Origin of the sequence: Ruegeria sp. ANG-S4 (assembly GCF_000814005.1) — a bacterium.
Taxonomy (GTDB): Bacteria; Pseudomonadota; Alphaproteobacteria; order Rhodobacterales; family Rhodobacteraceae; genus Ruegeria.
In genome coordinates this window covers 1,295,880-1,317,875 of record NZ_JWLK01000001.1, presented here as the reverse complement: position 1 = coordinate 1,317,875, position 21,996 = coordinate 1,295,880, and the positions used below count along the sequence as shown (strand labels likewise).

Annotated in this window: 19 protein-coding genes; 9 read left to right on the top strand and 10 right to left on the bottom strand. The window is 57.3% G+C overall.

Annotated features, from left to right (window positions below):
• Window positions 1–44: 44 nt before the first annotated feature.
• The 3 genes from RA28_RS06610 to RA28_RS06600 all read left to right on the top strand — a co-directional run bounded on the left by RA28_RS06610 (window position 45) and on the right by RA28_RS06600 (window position 2,624).
• Window positions 45–749, top strand: coding sequence for a GntR family transcriptional regulator (locus tag RA28_RS06610; protein ID WP_052261311.1), 705 nt, complete (start codon window positions 45–47; stop codon window positions 747–749).
• On the top strand, window positions 746–1,456 hold the full coding sequence (locus RA28_RS06605; protein ID WP_039524815.1) for an aspartate/glutamate racemase family protein: 711 nt from the start codon (window positions 746–748) through the stop codon (window positions 1,454–1,456). The genes RA28_RS06610 and RA28_RS06605 overlap by 4 nt, the downstream gene beginning before the upstream one ends.
• A 214-nt stretch (window positions 1,457–1,670) precedes the next feature.
• A complete protein-coding gene (locus tag RA28_RS06600) occupies window positions 1,671–2,624 on the top strand; it encodes an AEC family transporter (protein WP_039524812.1) in 954 nt (317 codons plus the stop codon).
• A gap of 204 nt (window positions 2,625–2,828) precedes the next feature.
• On the opposite strand, the gene RA28_RS06595 is transcribed toward RA28_RS06600, so the two are convergent.
• From RA28_RS06595 to RA28_RS06585, 3 genes are read right to left on the bottom strand one after another with little or no spacing between them, the layout of a single operon-like run.
• Window positions 2,829–3,677 (bottom strand): MBL fold metallo-hydrolase, encoded by an 849-nt coding sequence (locus RA28_RS06595; RefSeq protein ID WP_152612025.1) that lies wholly within the window; start codon window positions 3,675–3,677, stop codon window positions 2,829–2,831.
• Window positions 3,677–5,101 carry a sulfatase-like hydrolase/transferase gene (locus RA28_RS06590; protein ID WP_039524806.1) on the bottom strand — a complete coding sequence of 475 codons (1,425 nt, stop codon included), beginning with the start codon at window positions 5,099–5,101 and terminating at the stop codon, window positions 3,677–3,679. The genes RA28_RS06595 and RA28_RS06590 overlap by 1 nt, the downstream gene beginning before the upstream one ends.
• A complete protein-coding gene (locus RA28_RS06585) occupies window positions 5,098–5,580 on the bottom strand; it encodes a MarR family winged helix-turn-helix transcriptional regulator (protein ID WP_039524803.1) in 483 nt (160 codons plus the stop codon). The genes RA28_RS06590 and RA28_RS06585 overlap by 4 nt, the downstream gene beginning before the upstream one ends.
• Window positions 5,581–5,698: 118 nt before the next feature.
• On the opposite strand from RA28_RS06585, the gene RA28_RS06580 reads away from it, so the two are divergent.
• The 4 genes from RA28_RS06580 (at window position 5,699) to RA28_RS06565 (ending at window position 10,381) form a co-directional block, all read left to right on the top strand.
• Complete coding sequence (locus RA28_RS06580) at window positions 5,699–6,649, top strand: Bug family tripartite tricarboxylate transporter substrate binding protein (protein ID WP_039524800.1); 951 nt, start codon at window positions 5,699–5,701, stop codon at window positions 6,647–6,649.
• Window positions 6,650–6,720: 71 nt separating this feature from the next.
• Window positions 6,721–7,272: a hypothetical protein gene (locus RA28_RS06575; RefSeq protein WP_052261310.1), complete on the top strand. Its 552-nt coding sequence runs from the start codon at window positions 6,721–6,723 to the stop codon at window positions 7,270–7,272.
• Window positions 7,272–8,861 (top strand): tripartite tricarboxylate transporter permease, encoded by a 1,590-nt coding sequence (locus RA28_RS06570; protein ID WP_241481075.1) that lies wholly within the window; start codon window positions 7,272–7,274, stop codon window positions 8,859–8,861. Before RA28_RS06575 ends, RA28_RS06570 begins: the two co-directional genes overlap by 1 nt.
• Window positions 8,858–10,381: a sulfatase-like hydrolase/transferase gene (locus RA28_RS06565; protein ID WP_039524795.1), complete on the top strand. Its 1,524-nt coding sequence runs from the start codon at window positions 8,858–8,860 to the stop codon at window positions 10,379–10,381. Before RA28_RS06570 ends, RA28_RS06565 begins: the two co-directional genes overlap by 4 nt.
• Before the next feature lie 312 nt (window positions 10,382–10,693).
• On the opposite strand, the gene RA28_RS06555 is transcribed toward RA28_RS06565, so the two are convergent.
• From RA28_RS06555 to RA28_RS06530, 6 genes are all read right to left on the bottom strand, one after another.
• Complete coding sequence (locus RA28_RS06555; RefSeq protein WP_052261309.1) at window positions 10,694–11,548, bottom strand: ABC transporter permease; 855 nt, start codon at window positions 11,546–11,548, stop codon at window positions 10,694–10,696.
• Window positions 11,549–11,551: 3 nt separating this feature from the next.
• Entirely contained in the window at window positions 11,552–12,418 is an 867-nt protein-coding gene (locus RA28_RS06550; protein ID WP_039524789.1) for an ABC transporter permease, read from the bottom strand.
• Window positions 12,418–13,491: an ABC transporter ATP-binding protein gene (locus RA28_RS06545; RefSeq protein WP_039524786.1), complete on the bottom strand. Its 1,074-nt coding sequence runs from the start codon at window positions 13,489–13,491 to the stop codon at window positions 12,418–12,420. Before RA28_RS06545 ends, RA28_RS06550 begins: the two co-directional genes overlap by 1 nt.
• 79 nt (window positions 13,492–13,570) lie before the next feature.
• Window positions 13,571–14,644: an extracellular solute-binding protein gene (locus RA28_RS06540; RefSeq protein WP_039526068.1), complete on the bottom strand. Its 1,074-nt coding sequence runs from the start codon at window positions 14,642–14,644 to the stop codon at window positions 13,571–13,573.
• A 141-nt stretch (window positions 14,645–14,785) separates the two neighbouring features.
• Window positions 14,786–16,081, bottom strand: coding sequence for an NAD(P)/FAD-dependent oxidoreductase (locus RA28_RS06535; protein ID WP_241481074.1), 1,296 nt, complete (start codon window positions 16,079–16,081; stop codon window positions 14,786–14,788).
• 112 nt (window positions 16,082–16,193) lie between these two features.
• A complete protein-coding gene (locus tag RA28_RS06530) occupies window positions 16,194–17,378 on the bottom strand; it encodes a mandelate racemase/muconate lactonizing enzyme family protein (protein WP_082029740.1) in 1,185 nt (394 codons plus the stop codon).
• A gap of 47 nt (window positions 17,379–17,425) precedes the next feature.
• On the opposite strand from RA28_RS06530, the gene pdxR reads away from it, so the two are divergent.
• Window positions 17,426–18,919, top strand: a complete 1,494-nt coding sequence (pdxR, locus tag RA28_RS06525; RefSeq protein WP_052261308.1) for a MocR-like pyridoxine biosynthesis transcription factor PdxR — start codon at window positions 17,426–17,428, stop codon at window positions 18,917–18,919.
• Here pdxR and RA28_RS06520 read toward each other — a convergent pair.
• Window positions 18,916–20,559, bottom strand: a complete 1,644-nt coding sequence (locus RA28_RS06520) for a GMC family oxidoreductase (protein WP_052261307.1) — start codon at window positions 20,557–20,559, stop codon at window positions 18,916–18,918. The two genes, pdxR and RA28_RS06520, sit on opposite strands and share 4 nt — an antisense overlap.
• 250 nt (window positions 20,560–20,809) lie before the next feature.
• On the opposite strand from RA28_RS06520, the gene mgrA reads away from it, so the two are divergent.
• Window positions 20,810–21,877, top strand: coding sequence for an L-glyceraldehyde 3-phosphate reductase (gene mgrA / locus RA28_RS06510; protein ID WP_052261306.1), 1,068 nt, complete (start codon window positions 20,810–20,812; stop codon window positions 21,875–21,877).
• Window positions 21,878–21,996: the final 119 nt, after the last annotated feature.

Here is a 21,996-nt window from a genome sequence, read left to right as displayed (position 1 = left end):
AAACGCCTGTGTCACCTGTTGAAGGCACAATAAGGACAGAAGGTATGGCGGGTCCGCGGGTCGATGACATCTATGATCAGGTCAAGGCAATGGCGGTGTCCTTCCGCCTGCGCCCCGGCGACCGATTGAACGAAGTCGCACTTTCCAAACAGTTGGGTGTCAGCCGTACGCCCTTGCGCGAGGCGCTGAACCGACTTGTTGCGGAAAGGCTCTTTGATTTTCGTCCAGGCCAAGGCTTCTTTTGCCGCCCTTTGGATGCACAGGGCGTGTTCGACCTGTTCGAGCTGCGCCAGATCATCGAGGTTGCAGCTGTTCGCGCAGCTTGCATAAAGGCGTCGGACGCGGACCTAAAGGCGCTGCGCGATGAGCTCTACGCGACCGGGATCGATATCACCGGCTTGACCGTCAAGGAGGCGGTCCATCGGGATGAAGCCTTCCATCTGGGTATCGCCAAACTGTCCGGCAACATGGAGCTGTTGCACACCCTGACCCGGATCAACGAGCGCATACGCTATATCCGATGGGTGTCGATGGACATCCAGCGGGTTCAGCGTTCGAAGGATGAACACAAGCAGGTCATGGCGGCGTTGATTGCGCGTGACGCGGATCAGGCGGCGCAGCTGTTGGGCGTACATATCGCCAGACGGATGGATCAGGTGCAGGAGGCCGTGCGACAGGGTATTTCCAGCATCTATATGGAAGGGTCCGAAGTCATTTCCGCCCGCATCATCGAGGAGGCCAAGGCATGATCGCACGAGGCGGGAAATCCATCTATGGCGCATCAGTCGGGATTTTGATGCTCGACGCCCAGTTTCCGCGCATTCCCGGTGACATGGGCAACGCGCTGACTTGGCCCTTCCCAGTCCTCTATCGCATTGTCCGCGACGCCTCGCCTGATCGGGTTGTCAGACAACGGGCCGAGGGCATGTTGGATGCCTTCATTGATGCCGCTCGAGAGCTGGTCAAAGACGGCGCTGACGGGATCACAACAAATTGCGGCTTTCTATCGCTGTTTCAGCGGGAGCTGACTGATGCCGTTCAGGTTCCGGTCGCCACCTCGTCGCTGATGCAGGTCGAGATGGTGAACCGGATGTTACCGGCGAAAAAACGAGCAGGGATTCTGACGATCACAGCCTCGACGCTCACCCAGGATCACCTGCACGCTGCGCATGTTCCCCCCGGCACACCGATTGGCACCACGGAAGGTGGTCAAGAATTCACGAGGGCAATTCTTGGAAACGAGATGGCGCTGGATATCGACAAAGCCCGCACCGACAATATCGAGGCCGCACTAGCGCTGAAATCTAACCACCCGGAGCTGGGCGCGATCGTTCTTGAATGCACGAATATGTGCCCTTACGCGGTAGACATACAGCAAGCTACAGGCTTGCCCGTGTTTTCGATGGTGACGTTTGTCAGTTGGTTTCAGGCCGGGCTGGCGCCGGCTGCATATTGAGTGCCGTGTTGCTCCTCGTGAAGCGGAATGCCCTGCGCCTGCGTTGAAGCCAAGGTTTGGCGTGGATTGTTTAGCGAACCGCCAGAGTTGATTTTTTGCCCGGCTTTTGCCGCCGGAACCGGGGATCCGGCCAAGAGATCGGCTCAAAACTCTTGCGTCTTGTAATTGCAAGTTACTAGTCTGGCTCAGTTCTTCGAAGGTTGAGAATTGTATTATGGAAGTTCTGGCGCTCATATTTCCGGTCTTTGCGGTAATTGTCACCGGGTACATCTTTGCCCGGCTTGAGGTTTTGCCGCAAAGCATTGCCGGCGCGCTGACGCAATTCGTCTACTACACAGCAATCCCGGCGATCCTGTTCGTTATCATTGCAAAACAGGAAATCAAAGACCTCGCCAATTGGTCTTTCATCGGGGTATTCACCCTGCCCGTTGTCGTTGTCTTTTTCCTGATGTTTTTCGGCGCCCGTATCCTGCGGGGACTTTCGACCGGAAACGCCGTCATGCTGGGCATGGTATCGGTTGCGTCCAACACGGGCATCATTGCACTCCCACTTTTGCACGAACTATTCGGTGAAAAGACAGTTGTTCTGGCGGCGTTGGCAAATGTGGTGATGGTCGGGTTGATACTGGTCTTGATCGTTATCCTCGAGACCATCCATTCCGAAGATGAAGGTGGGTTGGGTGCAACCCTCAAACACCTTAGAACAGCCGTTTTGAACCCGATTGTTTTATCGACTGTGCTGGGCATTGCCTACGCGATCACGCCGCTGAGTTTGCCCAAGCTCGTGGTTGATTACCTTGATCTGGTCGCCTCTGCCCTGACCCCATGCGCACTGTTTGCGGTGGGAATGTCGATCAAGGTGTCCGACGTTGTCAAAACAGGCCCAACCATCGTCTTGACCAGCACAATAAAACTGATCGTACTTCCGATACTTGTGCTTCTGTGCGCAAACCTTGCTGGTCTCGATCCGTTGACGGCCACGGCTGCGGTGATTGCATCTGCTGTTCCCACCGGAAAAACCATGTTCATCCTGTCGAAGCAATATCACGAATACGAAGAAGTTACGGCCGAAACCGTATCCGCGACAACTGCGGTGTCCGTCATTACACTGGTGGGTTGGCTAATCGTTTTGTCACGCATTTTCCCGGGCTCGTTCACATTGCAATAGATGCCGCATAGGGGATGCGGTTTTAGTCTGGCCAGCGACAGCTGACGCGCGCGTTTACTGTGGATCACAACAAGCTGAAGCACGTGAAGACAGGCGGCAAACGCCAAGCCAGCAATAGGGTTGCGGCAGGGCGGTTTGTTCTCGCCTGACAGCAGTGGCGACATATTGGTTTAGCGGCTTGGCCCATTCGAACCCGTAACGCCCCTAAATCTCGTATTCCTGCAAATCTTCGACGATACCAAACGGCCCGCGGAAGGCATCGCCGATGGTCTCCAGGGCCGCCTCGTGCAAGGAAGCCTCATCCATATGGACACGAAAATGGGTGAGCAATAGCTGTTTGACGCCAGCGCCTTGCGCCATTGAGGCAATTTCCCGCGGCGTGGGCGTCAGGGCTGCCATCTTGGGATGCGCGGTTTCGCCGTCCAGGCGATAGCACCAATGCAACAGCATGTCGGCGTCGCGGGTCATCGCCATGAGGTCGTCACAGATGCCGGCATCCCCCGAATAAACAAATTTCTTACCGTCGCTAAGGACAGAAAACGCGAGACAGGACAGGAATGGCTGGGCATGCGGCACCTCGCAGCAGCTCAACGACCAGGTTTCGCCCGCGCAGGCAAATCCGGGCGCAATTTCCTGAACCTGCGGCGCAGGCCATGGGCGTGGCAGACTGCCCCCGCGTGCCTTCCAAACCTCCTGGCTTGGGGCGAATTCCGTGCGGGCCCGAAGGTCATGAGACAAGACGCCGTTTGGACCGAAATAGCCTTCGGTGATCCGCGCGATTGGTGGCGGACCGAACACCTTGAGCGGCGCGGCGCCTTCGTCCCACGCAGCGTGCACCAAGCGTGCGTAGTCCATCATATGATCGGTATGCAAATGCGAGAAAAACAGGTGTGTGATGTCCGACGGCGACCGCCCTGCGCGCAGCAGGTTGTCAAACACGCCGCCCCCGCAATCAAAAAGGATAACATCGTTGTCGACTTCCAGAAGATAACCGCTTGAGGCGCGGCGGGCGTAGGCTTCGGGCGAGCCTGACCCGAGGATGGTTAGCTTCATCACGTAACCCTTGGTGGTGGCGTGGCGCCGGGTGCGCCAAGTTTCAATGCTGCGTCCCGCCCGCCGTGGCTTGCGATCAGGGCAGCCTGGTCAGCGAACGCTTGTGCGTCGACTTCCTCGATGTCCAGATGATCGGACATGGCCGACTTCATCATTTTCAGCGTCTCACCGTGGCGCGGGTCCCCCGCGAGATTGGTAAGTTCTTCCGGATCGGACACCAGATCAAACAACTCCGGCTCAAAGCCGATGTACTGGTTCAACTTCCACCGCCCCAAACGCAGCATGAACGCCCCGGAAACGGCACCCGCCGCGTGATACTGGCTGAGGACAGGTCGTTCCGGATTGGGCGGCGCATTTGCGATGTCATAGAGCGACTGCCCCGCGGCGGAAAACTCTTGATCAAAATGCGCCGGAATGGTCGCAGCAAGGTCCAGCAGACTGACGGGTGTGTCACAGGTTCCGACAGGCACATTGGGGCCGGCCATGATCATCGGGATCGCAACGCTTTCTTCATAAAGGTTGGATTTGCCCCAAAGCCCGCGCGCGCCGACGTTGTCGCCATGGTCAGACGTGTAGACGATAACGGTATCTTCGGCCATGCCGCTGGCCTGCAGCGCGGTTGTGATCCGCCCAAAATTGCTGTCCAGCCAACTTGTCAGCCCATAGTAGGCAGACATCGCCGCAAGCCGTTCCTCTTCGCTATTGAACCGGCTCTCACTGTCCATCATGGCGTTTTGCTTTTCGACCCAGGGATGCCGTTGGTGGCCCTTCGCCGGGTGCAACTTGACGGCCGGCAGAGCATCTGGGGGGTACTTCTCAAAGAACTCTTCCGGGCAAACAAGTGGGAAATGTGGTGCGACAAGACCGACGTAGAGGCACCATGGTCGATCGCCGCTTTGGTTTGCGCGATCAATCAGCCAGTCCTCTGTGCGCTTCGTCACTGCGGCGTCATATTCGGTGTACTTGCTCTGGCCCGGTCCGATGTATTCGCCAAGCATCCGGGGGCCGACCGTGACACGCTCATCCTCACGCCGGATTGAGGCCCAGACCATGCCAACACCATCAGCAACCATCATCGGCAAGTGTTCCACGTCAAACCCGGCGGGATCTTCCGGCGCCCGGTAGTGCAACTTACCAATGCTCTCGACCGGAATTCCGCCCCGCTGCAACGCATGGCCCCAGCCTTGTATCTGGCCGGAATAGGGCATCGCATTATCCCAAAGGCGTGTTACGTGAACCGGTTGCCCGGTGGCAAAGCATGCTCGTGCGGGGACGCAGATCGGGCAAGGGGTGTAGGCGTTGGCAAATCGGGTACCGCGAGATGCCAGCGCGTCCAGGTGTGGCGTCTGCACAAACGGATGACCGGCACAGCCCATGGCGCGGGCCTGATGTTCGTCAGACATGATCACCAGCAAGTTCGTCATGACGTTTCTTTTTCGGCATCCTGCGCCACGGACTCAATCCGCTTGAGGGCATCAATCAGACTACTGCGTTCTTCGGCGGTGAATTTCGCGTTCAACCGAGACTGACGTTCGCGCATTCCGGGCAGCGCGCGTTCATAAAGTTGGCGGCCTTTCGGGGTGATCTCAAGCACCGAGGCTCGGTTGTCCGATTCGCTGACGCGCACGGAAAGCAGCCCTTGCTTTTCCATTGTCTTGATCGTGCGACTGAGCTGGCTTTTATCCATCAAAATGCGGCGCACGATTTGGTGCGGCGACAGCGCCCCGAGACTGACAAGCATCACCAGAACCCGCCATTGCACCTGCGACAGCCCGGCGGTTTCTTTAAGGATTTTAGCAGCTTGGGCGTTCAACCTGGCGTAGACCCGTGAAAGGCGCAAAGTGATCATTTGTTCCAGAGGTTCCTCGTAAGGACCAAGGTGGTTTCCATCGTCAGTCGCCATAAGTCACCCTTCGTTTACTTGATGGTAGGGGGAGTTTAGTTGATGCGTCAACCGAATTTTGTTGACAGGTCAACTTATTTGAGTCGATGGTGGATCATTGCGTCAGGGAGGAAACGCTATGAAACTCGCACTCAAGACCGTCGCTGCCGCCGCATTCAGCGTGGTGCTCGCCGCGTCAGCGCAGGCGGACGACTGGACGCCGCCGGGGCCAATTAAGCTGATGATCGCCTTTGCGGCAGGGGGCGGCGCAGATACGCAGGCCCGCCTGATCGCCGAAGATCTGGAAGCGGCCACGGGTTGGGAGTTCATTCCAGAGCAAGTAACCGGCAAAGGCGGCATGAACCTTGCCATGGCAATCAAAGACATGCCGAACGACGGATCCGTCATCGGAATGGTCGTGACGGAGACGCTGGGCTATAACATGCGGGCTGCCGACGCGGGTGTCAGCCCTTCGGATTTTACCGGCATTGCAACAACGGCTGGCTTCCAAATGGGCGTCGTGTCGCTGTCGTCCAAAGGATGGAACAGCTTTGAAGATGTGGTTGCTGCCGCTCAGGCGGGCGAAGAACTGCGCTTTGGCGTGATGAGCCCTCGCCTTGCCGATCTGGCATATCTGCTGGGCAAGGCACAGGGCGTCGATTTCAACATCGTTTCCGTCAAAGGGGGCCGCGCGGTCATGAATGGCGTAAACGCCGGGGATATGGACCTTGGATTTATGGCAGGCATTCAGGGCAAGGGCGTTGCCGCCGGTGATCTGGTCAATCTGGCGTCGGCCCTTTCCGAACCGCTAAGGCAGTCGCCGGACGCACCGACTTTCGCGGATCTTGGCGTCGAGTTTAACTCGGACGGTGCCTTTGTTTTTGTTGGTCCGGGCGGAATGGACCCCGAAGCTCGTGACGCTTTGGCCGCTGCCATCGGGACCGCGATTTCAACCGAAGGCACAAAGTCCAACGCGATGATCACCAAAGCCTTCGGCGGCCCCTTCATCCAGACAGGTGACGCGTTGCAGCAGCGTCTTCAGGCCGAGTACGACGAGGCGGGTGCGCTTCTGCAGGCCGCGTCAGAGTAGTTCAAACACCCCGTCTACGGGCGGGGTTTTGGCGCTTCGCACGAAACGTCATTCAGCGACGGGACAAGCGCATGTTCACGGGCAGCACGACCAACCGGGCCTTGGCGATTTTCGCTATTGCCGCAGCACTTTTAATCGCCATTGGCTGGGTCCCCTTGGACACCGACACCGGGATTGTTGAGAAAGTACGCCGACAAGTGACCATTGGCGACGCCCTTGCGCCGACCCTGGCTTCAATCTTCATTGGCGTGGGTGGACTGTTGCTGTTCTTTCAGGGTGCCTCGCCCGCCGACGGTCGCCTGCGCTTGGCCAATTTGCGCTATCTTGCCCTGCTGATTGGGCTTCTATTGCTCAGTTTCGCGATCATGCGTTGGGCCGGTCCTGCCGCCGTGGCTTTGTTTGGAGCCGGTGAAAGCTATGCCGCGCTGCGCACCACCGCACCATGGAACGTCATCGGCTACTTTCTTGGCGGCACCATCCTGATTGCGAGCCTGATCGCGATGATCGAGGGCCGACCGTCATTTCGCGCATTCGCGATCGGCGTGGTCGCCAGCTCGCTTTTGATCCTGCTGTATGACCTTCCCTTTGATGACCTTTTGCTGCCGCCAAACGGGGACGTATGATGGAGGTCTGGACCTACATCCAACTGGGCATCGCCGCCGTGTTTCAAGGGCCTGACCTGTTCGCGATAGCAGGTTTCGGTGTTCCGGTAACGCCCATCATGGTGCTGTTGGGCTTTCTTTTGGGCATTGCAGTGGGGGCAACGCCCGGTCTGGCTGGGCCGATGGCGATGGCCATTTCACTGCCGATCCTGATTTCGATTTTCGGCTTTTCACCAGATGCGCTTTTGCCCGTGATGGGGTTCCTCATCGGTATCATGAAGGGGGCCACGATCGGCGGTGCAGTTCCCGCTATTCTGTTCAATACGCCCGGCACCCCGGATGCCTACATGACCACGCTCGACGGCTATCCCATGACGCAGGCGGGCAAGGCGCGCAAGGCATTGAAAATCGCACATGTAAGTTCCGCTTCTGGCGATACGTTTTCGGATATCGTCCTGATCTTGTGTGCCCCTTTTTTGGCCGTGCTGGTTGAATCCTACCTGGACCTGCCCGAGAAAACAGCGCTGCTGATCCTGTCGCTGGCCTTCATAGCTTCGGTCATTGGGAATTCGGTGGGCAAAGGCCTGATCTCGATGGGGTTGGGCCTTTTGGCGGTGTACATCGGCACGGGCGAGGACTTCTATCCCCGCCTCACGTTGGGTTCGCAAACGTTGGCGCAAGGGTTCCCGATAGCAACCGCCATTCTCGGGGTGCTGATCATTGGAGAGGTCTTCAAATCGATCGAGGATCTTTGGCATGACCATCGCCGCGCCCAGAAACGGCCATCCTATACCGAGGTGGGCGACCAGCACGTGCACCGCGCCGACCTGCGTCGGATTGCACCGTACATCGCCCGATCTGCCGTAATTGGCACAGCTATCGGCGCTTTGCCGGGTGTCGGCAGCACCCTTGCTGCCACACTTGGCTTCACCACCGGCAGCCGGCGGCACGCAACGAAGTCGCCGGACGCCACTCAGTTTGGCCACGGCGCGCCCGAAGGAATTGCGTCGACTGAGGCAGCAAACAGTTCTGTGTCAGGCGCCAACCTGATACCTGTTCTCAGCCTCGGCATTCCCGGCAACGCCGCGGCGGTATTTCTGATCCTCGCAGCCGACAGCATTGGCGGGTTCAATCCGGGCCCATCGGTGTTCAAATTCACCTCGGGCAGCATAAACCCAGAATTGGTTATGGCCTTCGGCTTGTTCACGATCATGATGCTCGCCAACCTGTTCAACTGGACCATCGGCGGCGGCTTCATGCGGGTTGTGGGGTACATGATCCACATTCCAAAGCACATATTGCTGCCTGTGGTCTTGTTGCTGACATTCACCGCGATCTACGTGCAAGAAGCCCGGATGTCGGCGATCTGGTTCGCGGTGGGCTTTGGTGTGCTGGGCTATCTCATGCGCCGCTTAGGCATGTCCCCCCTGCCATTCGTCATCGCGTTTATCCTTGGCGGCAAACTTGAGGAAACCGCGCGTCAGGCCTTTGCCGCAACAGGCGGCGATGCATGGTTCCTGTTCACCAACCCGATCGCTGCTGTCTTCATGGCGCTTGCCGTGACTGTCATCGTCTTCTCCACCCGTACCCGAAAGGAGCCCGCGCAATGAGGCGTCCCAATATCCTTTTGATTTCCGCCGACCAGCAACGCGCGGATTGTTTTGGGTTCATGGGACGCAAGGTCAAAACCCCGCATCTGGACCAACTGGCCGCGGATGGTACGCATTTTACCTCGTGCATCACACCGTCGGTGGTGTGCCAACCGGCGCGGGCCTCGATCTTGACCGGGCAACTGTGCCGCACGCATGGGGTGCATGACAACGGCATCGACCTTGACCCGGACATTGGCGAAAAGGGCTGGGCCGGAGCCATGGCAGCGGCAGGCTACCAGACCAGCTTTTTCGGAAAAGCGCATTTTTCCACATATCACACGTATCAACCCACCGGCACGCCCGAATGCCTGCAATCATGTGCAGATTACGGCGCGGATTGGTACGGACCGTATATGGGGTTCCAATATCTCGAACTGATGTTGGTCGGGCACAACTGGTGGGCACCGGTCAAGCCGCCTTTCGGGCAACATTATGAGCGGTTCTACCACGCAGACGGGCGCGGGGATGAGCGCACCAGGATGATGTGGGAAAACGCGGGCGACACCAAGGATGCAGCGCAGACCTGGCATTCAAGGCTTCCGACCGCATTTCACAATACAAGCTGGACGTCGGATCGGTTTATCGAATGGCTGAACCATGGTCGCGACGAAGATCAGCCCTTTTGCACGTGGGTGAGCTTTCCCGATCCGCACCACCCGTTTGACTGCCCCGAGCCGTGGTCGTGGCTGCACAAACCCGAAGACGTGGATCTGCCCCCAAATCGCACCCGGTCCTTTTCGGGCAAACCGTGGTGGCACAAAGCTGCGATGGAGAACGAACCGGCGGACCCGAAGTTTGCCGATGTGCGGAAAGCCTACAGCAGGATAGCCCCTCAAACAGACGAACAATTACGCGAGATAATCGCCAATACCTATGGCCAGATTTCCTATATCGACCACGAAGTCGGCCGGATGATGATCGCCTTGCAACAGGCGGGATTGGATGAGAACACCATCGTGGTCTACATCTCTGATCATGGGGATTGGCTGGGCGATCACGGTCTGATCCTGAAGGGCCCAATGCACTATGAAGGATTGCTGCGCGTCCCAATGATTGTCCGCGGGCCGGGTATCCCGGCTGGCAAGGCCGTCGACGAACCGGTCTCGACCCTCGATCTGGGGCCGACATTCATGGATTACGGACAAGCCCGCCCGATGCAGACGCAACACGGCACAAGCCTGCGCGAGGTTCTGGAACATGGCGGGACCCGCACGTTTGCCCTCAACGAATGGGGGTTGTTGCCCGGGCGCGTTGGCGTCGCGCTGGAATTGCGCACAGTACGCACCAAGCGGCACAAAATGACGCTGGAACTGAACTCGGGTGCAGGCGAGATGTATGATCTGACGGAAGACCCGTTCGAGCGGAACAACCTGTTCGATGATCCGGCACATCGGGACATCCGCGGTAAACTCGAAACCTATATCGCGTCGCGACCGGATGATATCGGACCGGATAAGGTTCCGGTGGGGACGGCATAGTCAGGGTTGAATTTGGTCGGTTGCAAAACGACGCGGCAGAATTTTTTCACGGAACGGCAAAATTTCGCATGTTCGCGAAGGCCAAACGTGATCCGTTCCCGACTTTGATTGCGCCGCAGTGCCCACCCCCAGCCAAAGCCCTGAGCTCCATCAAGATTGATTTCCGCTTTTTTGATGTTGCTGTCAGCTTTGACCGTTGCAGATCATTACTTTGACCAACAGCGATGAAGACTATCACTTCATTGTGGCTTGAAGCTGCGACAACACCCTACTCGCACCTGCAAGATGTTCGCCAATTGGCAAACAAAGGCATCAGTCCTTGTTTCTCTGGATCAGGACGCTCAGCAACGCAAGAGAACCTGAGGCGATCATCAGGAACACCGAAACAGCGTTGAGCACCGGGGTCGAGCCGACTTTGACCACGCGGTCATACATCGTGATCGTCAACGGGGCGTCAGATCCAACCAGCATCAATGTGGTGTTGAAATTCTCGAACGAGACAAGGAACGACACGACGAATGCGGAAAAAAGAGCCGGGAACAGAAACGGCAGGGTCACTGTCATCAGGACGCGGCTGCGACTGGCACCCAGATTCAGTGCTGCCTCTTCCAACGCGATATCGAACTTTTGCAGCCGCGCTGCGATGACAAGCGAGGTGATCGTCGTCAGGAACGAGAACTGGCCCAACACGATCAATGGAATGCCCGGTCGCAGCCATTTCACGTTCACGCCCGTTGCCGCATCAATTCCGTTGGCAATCATGCTGGCAAAAACCAGAATGGAAATGCCAAGGATCACACCGGGGATCACCAACGGAACCACCATCAGAATGTAGAGCGCGTTCTTGAACGGAAACTGTTTGCGCTCAAACAAAAAGGCGTTGCAGGTGCCCGCAATGACAGCAAGTGCCGAAACGATGACGCCGATATAGACCGAGTTTTTCAGACCGCGCAGCAGGCGTTCATCGTGGAACATTCCCAGCTTGGGCTCGGTGTCATTGAAGAACCAGTCCAACGTGAACCCCTGCCACGGCAGCGCAGGAAACAACGAGTCATTGAAGGCGAAAACACCCGCCGCCAAAAGCGGCGCAACAAGATACAGGAAAAAGATGGTCACGTAGGACCGGTAAACGACGGTCAGAAACCGGGATTGATTTGCCTGCGCCATGGCCTAGTCCTTTGCCACGGTGGTTGCGAGGCTTTGCCCCGTCAGTTTCAGGCCCAACCAGATCACCAACGAGGTGAAGCCGAGCAGCAGAACACCGAAGGTTGCGCCGGCCTCCCAGTTATAGCGGGTTATGAACTGGTTGTAGATTTGTTCGGTAAACCAACTGCTGTTTTTGCCACCCAACAAGATCGGCGTAAGATAGCTGCCTGCCGTCAGCATGAACGTGATGATGCAGCCCGCGACGATGCCGGGCATCGCGTAGGGGACAATAATGCGGCGAAACACGGTCAGTCGGCTGCCGCCAAGGTTATACCCGGCTTCCAGCAAGGCGTCGTCCATCCCGTCCAGCGTCGATACCAGTGGCACGATCATGAAAAGGACGACGGTGTAGACCAGACCAATGACAACAGTCACGTCATTGTACAACAGTTCGACCGGCCCGCTGATCAAACCGGCCCATTGCAACGCGCCGGACACAAGACCCGTCTCGCGCAGCAAAACGATCCAACCGAAGGCGCGCACAAGATCGCTGACCCACAGCGGGATCAGGCAAAGCAGAAACAGGGCCGCACGGGACCGCTGGCGGGCCATTTTGGCTATATAATAAGCAACGGGAAAGCCGACCAACAGCGCAAGGATCGTCACGAGAATGGACATCCACGCGGTACGCAGCAAGGTATTCCAGTAGATCGGCTCACCCAGAAAGTCCAAATAGTTGCCGAAACCGAAGGTGAATTGCCCCGGGCCAACCTTTTCACGCAACGAGACATAGCCAATTCCAAGCTGCGGCAGCACGATCAGCAAAAGAATCCAAAGCGCAAACGGCGCCATCAGCAGGATCAGGGACAGCTTTCCGGCGTCCGAGCGCATCAGGCTGCTCCTTTGCCAAAGCATAGAGCAAGATGACCCGGCCAGTGGATGTCTATTGCATCCCCTTCCGCGACACCGCTGACACCCGCCTGATCCGCGACTTCGATCAGCTTTCCACTGTTTGTCCGCACCAGGATGCGGCTGTTTGCTCCGTTGAACAGAAGGCTGTCAACGGTGCCGGACAAGGTGCAGCCCTCGTCTCCTTTACCGACTGAGATCGCCTCGGGGCGGACAAAAACCTCAACTTCACTGGCGTCTGTCAACCCGCCCGCGCCCGGGGTCCCAAGCACGGTCTCACCGCCATCAAGGGCAATTCGCGCCGTGCCGCCCGATACTCGATCGACCCGCCCTGACCAGCGATTGCTGTCGCCGACAAAGCCCGCCACAAAGCCCGAAACGGGATTTTCGTAAAGCTCCTTCGGCGGGCCGATCTGCTCAAAACGCCCGGCATTCATGACGGCGACATTATCGGACATGACCAGCGCCTCGGACTGGTCATGGGTGATATAAAGAAAGGTCGTCTCAAACTGATGCTGCAATTGCTTCAGTTCGATTTTCATGTGCTCGCGCAGCTTAAGATCGAGCGCCCCGAGCGGTTCATCAAGCAAAAGCACATCGGGTTCCAGAACCATGCATCGTGCAATGGCGATCCGTTGTTTCTGTCCACCGGACAGCTGTGAGATCTGCTTGTCCTCGACACCGGGCAGGCCGACACGCTCCAGAACGGCTTTGACCCTTCCGCCAATTTCGGATCGCGCATCCCCACGGCAGCGCAGGCCGTATGCGATGTTTTCCCCGACCGTCATCATTGGGAAAAGCGCGAGGTGTTGGAACACCATTTTTACGTTGCGCTTGTTTGGCGCATCTTTCAGAACAGAGCGGCCCTTGATCAGGATGTCGCCTTCATCCGGCGTTTCAAACCCGGCAATCATTCGCATCAAAGTGGTTTTGCCGCAGCCGGACGGCCCAAGGATCGAAAAGAACGACCCGCTGGGGATATCGAACGAAACATTGTTGACTGCCGTAAAGTCGCCAAAGCGCTTAGTCACGTTTTCGCAGCGAAGGTCGTACATGCTCTGCCTCTGAGAGTAGTTTATGGAACAGGGGCACGCGATTGGTGCCCCTGAAATCCTTTTGACATTGGAATGAGACTTACTCGGACGCAGCCTTGATACGCTCGAGTGCAATACCTTCCATATCCTCCAGTCCCGGCGGAATGTTGGCGAAGAACTTGAGGTTGTCGAGGTCTTGCTGATCGAATGCAGCCTGAACTGCGTCACGCTTGTCATCAGGCAGGAGTTCGATGCCGTTTGGCACAGCCGCGATGGCGCCTGTCGAACCAGACATCAAGGTGATGATCTCGGGACGCATCACGAAGTTGATCCACTTGTACGCCGCATCGTCGGCCTCGCCCCCGCGCGGGATTGCAAACGTGTCAATCCATGCCAACGCACCGGTTTCCGGCGGTACGAACACGATCTCCGGGTTTTCGCTGTAAAGACGGAAGGCCGTTGAATCCCAGGTCTCTGATACAACGACTTCGCCCGACAACATCAGGCTTTGCAGGTCGTCGCCGCCTGTCCAATATGTCTTGATGTTGCCTTTGCACGCGATCAGCTTTTCCGTGACCTGATCAAGCATCCCCTGATAGGCGTCCAGATCGTTATAGAGTTCGAACGGGTTCATTCCCATGCCGAAGGCCGTACCCAACAGAATGGTCCGACGCAGGCGCATTGACGTGCGGCCCTTGTAGGCCGGGTCGCAAAGGTCATTCCAACCGGTTACGTCGGGCGCCTCGGCCATATTGGTCATAACGCCGGATGTGCCCCACTGGTGCGGCACGGCATAGACCTCGCCTTCGATCGTGGTGTTGGCCTTGACTCCATCCAAAAGGTTGGTCTGCATGACCGAAGTGTCGATCTGCGAAAGATCAAGCGGCTTATAGATGTTGTACTCCAACTGCGCGGCGAAAATGCGGTCATGGCTGGGCTGTGCCAGATCGTAACCGGACCCACCTGTCGCCCGGAGCTTGGCGATCATTTCCTCGTTGTTCGAAAACGTCACCTCGACATCAATGTCAGGATACTCGGCTTCGAACTGGCGGATCACCTCTTCCGGCGCGTAACTGCCCCATGTCAAAAGGCGAAGTGTTTCGGCAGAGGCCGCCGAACCCGCCACCAGCGCAAAGGCCGTCCCGGTAAGCATCAGCTTGATCGAGTTTTTCATTGTCTGTTCTCCCACTAGAAATGTAATCGCGAGTTTGATCCGGATTTTTTTGTTTTTGAGACGATAGTCCAAATTACACTGTCGAATTGCCGGGTCTGAAAGGTCCATTTTCAGCTTGATAGCAATCCAATTTATACTGCCCTACATACCAATCCTGTCTTTAATTCGATAGTACTCGACCGCTGCAGGCAAAAACCAAGGCTTGCCATTGTAAAGCGGTCGGGTTGGGAATTCGGCTTCGGCAATACCTGTTCCGGCGTCTGCGGCGCCCACGACGCGAAGACCCGCTTTCATCCCCAGATAGCTTGCCATTCCAACGCCAGAGCCACAATAACCCATTGCGTAGTGAACGTTCCCGTTTTTGCCTGTGTGGGCAAGCGAGTCAAAGGTATAGCCGACAAAACCCATCCAGGAATGCGTCACCTTGCACGCCTGAATTTGTGGAAAAATGCGCACAAGTTCTGCATGCAGCCGTTTTGCGCTGCTGACGGTGTCGGTCTCGGTCGCACTGACCCGACCACCGAACAGGATACGTTTTCGATCCGGTGAGGAACGGTAGTAGTAAACGACCTTTCGACTGTCCGACATGATACGGTTCTTAGGGAATAGCTCGTCCATCAAGGCCGACGGCAATTCCTCTGTCGCGATGATGTAGCTGCCGACAGGTATGATTCGACGCTGGTGCCACTTGGACAGCGATCCGGAGTATCCGTTTGTTGCCAATACAACGTCCCGGGCAGATATCTGGCCGCGCGCAGTCGTGATTTTCGTGCCCTGCCCGTCTTCGGACATGCCGGTCGCCTCAGTATGCGGCAGGAAAGTTACGCCTGCTTCAAGGCAAAGCGCCACAAGGCCCGCATGATAACGACCGGGATCAAGCGCCGCGTGGTCGTGATAGATCGCCCCGCCGTGATAAAGGTCACTGCCAATCTCGCTCTGCTGTGCGCGGCGCGGGACCAATGTAACCGGAACTTCGAACCCTTCGGGCTGATTTTCTGCACTTGCCTTGAGTTGCTCAAATGCCTTTGGGGAATGGGCGGCATGAAAGCGACCGCAAACCCGAAAATCGCAGTCTATGGATTCCGTTTTCACAAAATCCTCGACGAACCTGCGTGAGCTATGGCCATCGGACAGAATCTGCCGTGCAATCGTCGCCCCGTGTTTGTGGGTCAACTCGGCAAGAGACGGTTTAATCGACGTACTGATCTGTCCACCATTTCGCGTCGAACACCCAAAACCAAGCGGACCGGATTCCAGAACCACAGTGCTGCGCCCGGCGCGCGCAATTTGAAGCGCCGCATGTAAACCCGTGTAGCCTGCGCCGATTACCACTGCATCAGCGTGCGAAGGCAAAGCGGGTGTCGGCGTATCGCTCAGCGGCGTTGTCTGCCACCAGTACGGAGTGTCGCGGAATTCTTCTGCGAAAATCTCAGTCAAGCGGGTCTTTCCTTGCATTCAAACAGACTGAGGGCACGGAGGCCATTGCCTGAAATCGCACCAAAGCCGGAAACAAGCGCCCGGCGCCCTTTGTTGAGTTCCAAAGTCTCGCTCACTCTGCAGCCTCGCTGACCTGATACGTCGCCTTGGCCAACCATTCCGGGTTGATCTCGACACCCCATCCAGGGGCGTCGGCAACCTCGGCCTGCCCGTCCACAATGACATACGGATCGGTTACGAAAAGGTTTTGTTGCCAAGGATAGTAATCCGCACCTTCAATCGAAAACTCAAGGTATTTGCCCGCATTGGGTAGCGCCCGAAGCAGATGCATCGTGAAAAGCGTGACCAGCGACAGGTTCGCGCAATGCGGTGTGACCGGCAGACCGGCCGCAGCTGCCATTTTCGCAACTTCCATCGTGCGGCCTAGACCGCCCATGTACATGACGTCGGGTTGCACGATATCAACCGCTCGCATGTCGATCATCCGTTTCCAAATCGGGATCTGGCAGTCCTGCTCGCCCCCGGTCACATCAATCGGAAGATCGGCAAGGGCGTTCGTGACGTCGCGGGTCTGCTCAAGCTCCCAATAGGGGCAAGGTTCCTCGAAATGGCCAATGCCGTTGTCGACGAGCATACGGCCATATTCGATGGCCTGCGTTGGCGAATAGCAGGAATTGGCGTCTACCATAAGGTCGACCTTTTGACCCTTAAATGCATCGGCGATTGTCGGGATGATCTCCTCAGTCCGGCCTTCCCATTCGTCCTTTCCGCGCCCGACCTCTGCGCCAATACGGAATTTGAATGCATCGAACCCGAATTCCCCGCTTAGGCGTCGAAACCGTTCGGCCTCGTCCTTGGGGGTGATGTCTCGTTTCATCGAAGACGCATAGGCGCGTATTTTGCCCGGCGAGCCTCCAAGCAGCGAAGCCACTGGTTTGCCCAATGCCTTGCCGCGCATATCCCAGACCGCGGTTTCCAGGCCACCCATCGCGCGGCAGATGTAAGAACCGGGAAATTTGTGCTCGCGTTCCTGAATGTAGTTCAGGTGATCGTCCAGATCATCAATCTCGCGACCAAGTGTCCAGGGTGCGATCTGCCGATGCAAAACCTGCGCGGTGATGTCCGAGTGATACGTTGACACCTGACCCCATCCGGTCGCGCCAGTTTCGTCAGTGATCCGGGTAAATCCAACGAACTCGTTACAAAAAGTCTCGATGCGGGTGATTTTCATATCCGTCGGCCTGCGTTCAATTCCGGTTGTGCAAGGAAAGACATGAATGCAAATTGTAACGGACATAAGGTCCACTTTGTAATGTCTGACGGTCCAATCGAGGAAGTTCGAGCTTGGCTAAATATGCAGGCGGGGCGTTGATCCCGACGCTATCCATCAACCGAAAAGATCAGGCGGCGATCACGGTCCAACTGACGGGTGCGTTGCGCGATCTGATCCTTTCGGGCCAGCTGCGGTCCGGTGAAAGGTTGCCGGCAAGCCGAACCTTGGCACGCGACCAGGGTGTGTCACGAACCACGGCGATCAATGCCTACGAGCAATTGACGGCAGAGGGTCTGCTTCGGTCGCAGGTCGGGTCGGGGACGTTCGTCAGCGACACGATCCCGAAGCTGACGCCAAAGACAGCGACCGAGCCGCAGACCACCGACACGCTGCCCCGTCTTGCCCATCTGAGCGCAGAGGCATCTGATCAGTACTTCCCGCGTTTGTCGCACCCCGAAACCCCGCGCGCCTTTGTCACCGGAATGCCCGCGTTCGATGTGTTTCCGATGGCCCTGTGGTCCAGACTGACGGCCCGCTATTGGCGCAGCCCTCGAAGCCTGGTCATGAATTACCCCGATGCATGTGGGTTGCCGGAGCTAAGGCAAGCGGTCTGTCAGCATCTGCGGGCAAATCGCGGGGTCAAGTGTAACCCGGAAGAGGTTTTCATCTTCAGCGGTGCGCAGAACGCGTTCAATCGGATCGGCAGCATGCTGCTTGATCCCGGCGACCCGGTTTGGTTCGAAAATCCCGGTGCGATTGGGGCAAGAAACAGCCTGATCTCTTGCGGGGCTCAGCTGATACCGGTGCCGGTAGACGAACAAGGCATGGATGTTCAGGCGGGGTTGGCTGCCTCTGCCAACTTTCGGCTGGCTTTTGTGACGCCAGCGCACCAGCATCCGCTGGGCACGACAATGACAACAGAACGGCGGCGAGAGCTGTTGCAGGCCGCAGAAAGGGCCGAAGCCTGGATCATCGAAGACGATTTTGTCGGCGAGTTCCACTATGGGACAGAGACTCTGCCGCCGCTGAAAAGCATCGACGCCTCGGGTCGGGTCATTTATGTCGGCACGTTTTCCAAGGCGTTGTTTCCGGCCCTGAGGCTTGGCTATGTTGTCGCACCGCCAAAGCTGGTGCCGATCTTCCAAAGGATTGCCCAAGCGACGATGCAGGGAACGCCCGCCAGTCTGCAAACGACAGTCGCTGATTTCATCAACGAAGGTCATTTCGCTGCGCATATTCGACGTATGCGCGACATCTATGCAGAACGGCGCGATGCGTTGTTATCCGAAGCGGACCGATCACTTGGCGGTTTGCTGGACGTCCGGCACACCGACACCGGGTTTCACACCGTTGGCGACCTGCTGCATCCCTCGCTGACAGACGTAGGCATTTCGCATGCCGCCCGTCAGGAGAACATCGTCACCGCCCCGCTGAGTCGATTTACGATAAGACCCGTTCCGCGTCAGGCGATAATGCTTGGGTTCAGCGCAGTACCCCCTGCGCAAATCCGAAAGGGCGTGCAAACGCTGGCCAAAGTGATCCAGAACGCCGTTGACAACACCTAGCCCCAATCTTCTTGGATCATTTCGGCTGCTTTTTCCCCCACCATGATCGTTGGCGCATTCAGGTTGCCCGACGTGATACGCGGGAAAACGGAAGCATCGACAACGCGAAGCCCCGCCACACCGTGTACGTTCAGTCGGGCGTCAACAACGGCCCCCACGGCAGGGTCAGGCCCCATCATGCAGGTGCCGCAGGCGTGAAAAACCGTACCTGCCCTTTGCCGGATATCGTCCCGGATCGCCTCCATATCGGACACATCGGCACCTGGCAGAACCTCGCGCTTTATCGACTGGGCCAGCGGCGGCGACCCGGCAATCCGACGCAACATTGATCCCCCTTCGGCCAATTCGTCCAGGTCTTCCGGCGCGCTTAAGTACCGAGGTCGGATTTCGGGCGCGCCAAACGGATCGGCTGACTGAATCTGCAGATAGCCACGGCTTTTGGGATGGCAGTTTGACACTCCGATCAAAAGACCGGGAAACTTGTCCGGCGCAAGAAGCTTGCGCTTGCCGGGCATCGCTCGCGTATAGCTCACAGGCGAAAAGTAAAGCTGCAGGTTGGGCCGGTCGCGTTCGGGTGAACTTTTGAAAAAGCCTCCGCCCTGATTGACACTTAGCGACAACGGCCCACCACGGGTCAGAACATAGCGCAGTCCCACCATCGCCCTTCCCAACCAGGGGCGCAGAACCTCGTTCAGGGTTGGACAAGTCGCCTCGTAGATATAGTCGTATCCTATGTGGTCCTGAAGGTTTTGCCCCACGCCGAGGGCGTTATGCACCACATCGATACCCAGTGCTTTCAGGTGTTCTGCTTTTCCTATTCCCGACAACTGCAGGATTTGGGGCGAATTCACTGCGCCAGCAGACAGAATAACCTCTCGCGTCGCTGCAATTCGCTGAAGCGCACCGCCCCTTTGAAACTCAACGCCATAGGCTTGGCGTCCGGAAAAGAGAATGCGAGTGACATGGGCACCGGTTATGACACGCAGGTTTTCCCTGCGCCGCGCCTTGTTCAGGTATCCAGTGGCCGCCGAGCACCGAAAACCGTTGCGCGTTGTGATCTGGTAAAGACCGACGCCTTCTTGCGTTTCTCCATTGAAATCCGCGTTGTTGGGCAATCCAGCAGCCATCCCCGCAGCGACGTAATCCCGGCTCAGCGGGTGCGCTGACCTATCAATCGGGCTGACCGAGATCGGCCCCCCTGCCCCACGCCAGGTATCGGCGCCTGCGAGGTTGTCTTCCATTCGCTTGAAATGAGGCAACACGTCCTGATAGGCCCAACCGGGATTCCCCATAGCGTGCCAACCGTCATAGTCTTCGGCTTGACCTCGGATGAAAACCATTGCGTTGATGGAGCTTGAGCCGCCAATGACCCTGCCTCGGGGCCAGTAAATCCGGCGCTGGTCAAGTTCGGTTTCCGGTTCCGTGGTGTACCGCCAATTCAGCTTGGGATGATGAAAGGCTCCACCATACCCAATCGGCATCCGAACCCAGAAATTGAAATCCGATCCGCCCGCTTCCAGAACGACAACACGTGTCTTACCGTCGGCCGACAGACGATCTGCCAACACACAGCCCGCCGATCCCGCGCCAATAATGACATAGTCAGCTTGCGCATCGTTGGGGGTCACTTCTTCATTCATGGGCAACCTTTCGGCATGCTGGTTTGAAACGTCTTTAACGAGCTATTGGCCACCGAGTCTTGAACCATTTTGGGCAAATTTGGATACCATTTATTCTTGGTATCGTTCACGGCCTCTTAGAAATCTTGGTGTTCTGGCGTTTGAAAAACAAAAGTGCTGCAAAAGCGCGGTATGTCGGGATGTTTCGGCTTGAATGCTGCGCAGCACGTGATCTGTTTGACAGATCGGCCAATCCGATGATTATGCGCACATGACCAAACCTCAGCGCCCCCCGAAACCGAAAACTGTTCCCTACCGTCCAGACGCGGACCGCTATGACCGGATGGTCTATCGCAGGTGTGGGCGTTCGGGCCTCAAACTTCCCGTTGTCAGCCTTGGGCTGTGGCACAACTTTGGTGCCGACTCGACCCACGAAAACAAGCGGGCCATGTGCCGGACGGCGTTTGACCATGGGATCACCCACTTTGATCTTGCAAACAACTACGGTCCTCCGGCTGGTTCTGCTGAAGAGGCATTTGGCGAAATCCTCAAGACAGAATTCGCCGGGCACCGAGATGAGATGATCATCTCGTCCAAAGCAGGCTACGACATGTGGCCGGGCCCTTACGGAGAGTGGGGCTCGCGCAAGTATCTGATCGCATCTTGTGATCAGTCGCTCGCGCGTATGGGGCTCGACTATGTCGACATCTTCTATTCCCACCGTTTTGATCCGGACACGCCGCTGGAAGAGACGATGGGCGCCCTGGATCATATCGTCCGCTCGGGCCGAGCACTTTATGTAGGCATTTCAAGTTACAACTCACAACGCACGCGCGAGGCGGTGAAAATCCTGAACGACCTTGGAACGCCGTGTTTGATACACCAGCCGTCCTACAACTTGCTCAATCGTTGGGTCGAGCGTGACGGGTTGCTGGATACGCTGGATGACCTGGGCGTAGGGTCGATAGCCTTCACACCACTGGCCCAAGGCATTCTGACCTCAAAATACCTGGGCCAAATACCCGAAGGAAGCCGCGCTACGCAAGGCAAGTCCCTGTTGGACGGCATGATAAACGAGCGGTCGCTGGCAAGTGTACGCGCACTGAACGAAATGGCCGAGGCACGTGGCCAGACGCTGGCACAGATGGCCCTTGCCTGGGTGTTGCGTGGCGGTCGCGTGACCACCGCACTTATCGGTGCCTCCAGACCGGATCAGATCATCGATTGCGTCGGCGCGGTGAACAACCTTGAATTCAGCGCCGATGAGTTGGCGAAAATCGACGAAATCAGCTCGGAAGAAGATATCAATCTATGGGCCCGATCCTCGGAAACTGATTGAAAATCGGTGATACCCGGAAAAGCAGGGTCCCATTGAACAAGGGGCGCGGTGCATGCAACCGGGCGCCTATTTTGGGAAAATGCCCCGTTCGCACGGTCCCGACACGTCGCCGGGAAACG

What these genes read in the sequence shown, in the direction of transcription:
- RA28_RS06585 (WP_039524803.1), bottom strand. Translation starts at nt 5,580, where the DNA reads ATGGCGACTGACGATGGAAACCACCTTGGTCCTTACGAGGAACCTCTG.
- RA28_RS06520 (WP_052261307.1), bottom strand. Translation starts at nt 20,559, where the DNA reads ATGAATGAAGAAGTGACCCCCAACGATGCGCAAGCTGACTATGTCATT.
- RA28_RS06545 (WP_039524786.1), bottom strand. Translation starts at nt 13,491, where the DNA reads ATGTACGACCTTCGCTGCGAAAACGTGACTAAGCGCTTTGGCGACTTT.
- RA28_RS06590 (WP_039524806.1), bottom strand. Translation starts at nt 5,101, where the DNA reads ATGACGAACTTGCTGGTGATCATGTCTGACGAACATCAGGCCCGCGCC.
- RA28_RS06575 (WP_052261310.1), top strand. Translation starts at nt 6,721, where the DNA reads ATGTTCACGGGCAGCACGACCAACCGGGCCTTGGCGATTTTCGCTATT.
- mgrA (WP_052261306.1), top strand. Translation starts at nt 20,810, where the DNA reads ATGACCAAACCTCAGCGCCCCCCGAAACCGAAAACTGTTCCCTACCGT.
- RA28_RS06550 (WP_039524789.1), bottom strand. Translation starts at nt 12,418, where the DNA reads ATGCGCTCGGACGCCGGAAAGCTGTCCCTGATCCTGCTGATGGCGCCG.
- RA28_RS06570 (WP_241481075.1), top strand. Translation starts at nt 7,272, where the DNA reads ATGGAGGTCTGGACCTACATCCAACTGGGCATCGCCGCCGTGTTTCAA.
- RA28_RS06610 (WP_052261311.1), top strand. Translation starts at nt 45, where the DNA reads ATGGCGGGTCCGCGGGTCGATGACATCTATGATCAGGTCAAGGCAATG.
- RA28_RS06565 (WP_039524795.1), top strand. Translation starts at nt 8,858, where the DNA reads ATGAGGCGTCCCAATATCCTTTTGATTTCCGCCGACCAGCAACGCGCG.
- RA28_RS06530 (WP_082029740.1), bottom strand. Translation starts at nt 17,378, where the DNA reads ATGTCCGTTACAATTTGCATTCATGTCTTTCCTTGCACAACCGGAATT.
- RA28_RS06600 (WP_039524812.1), top strand. Translation starts at nt 1,671, where the DNA reads ATGGAAGTTCTGGCGCTCATATTTCCGGTCTTTGCGGTAATTGTCACC.
- RA28_RS06580 (WP_039524800.1), top strand. Translation starts at nt 5,699, where the DNA reads ATGAAACTCGCACTCAAGACCGTCGCTGCCGCCGCATTCAGCGTGGTG.
- RA28_RS06540 (WP_039526068.1), bottom strand. Translation starts at nt 14,644, where the DNA reads ATGAAAAACTCGATCAAGCTGATGCTTACCGGGACGGCCTTTGCGCTG.
- RA28_RS06555 (WP_052261309.1), bottom strand. Translation starts at nt 11,548, where the DNA reads ATGGCGCAGGCAAATCAATCCCGGTTTCTGACCGTCGTTTACCGGTCC.
- RA28_RS06605 (WP_039524815.1), top strand. Translation starts at nt 746, where the DNA reads ATGATCGCACGAGGCGGGAAATCCATCTATGGCGCATCAGTCGGGATT.
- RA28_RS06595 (WP_152612025.1), bottom strand. Translation starts at nt 3,677, where the DNA reads ATGAAGCTAACCATCCTCGGGTCAGGCTCGCCCGAAGCCTACGCCCGC.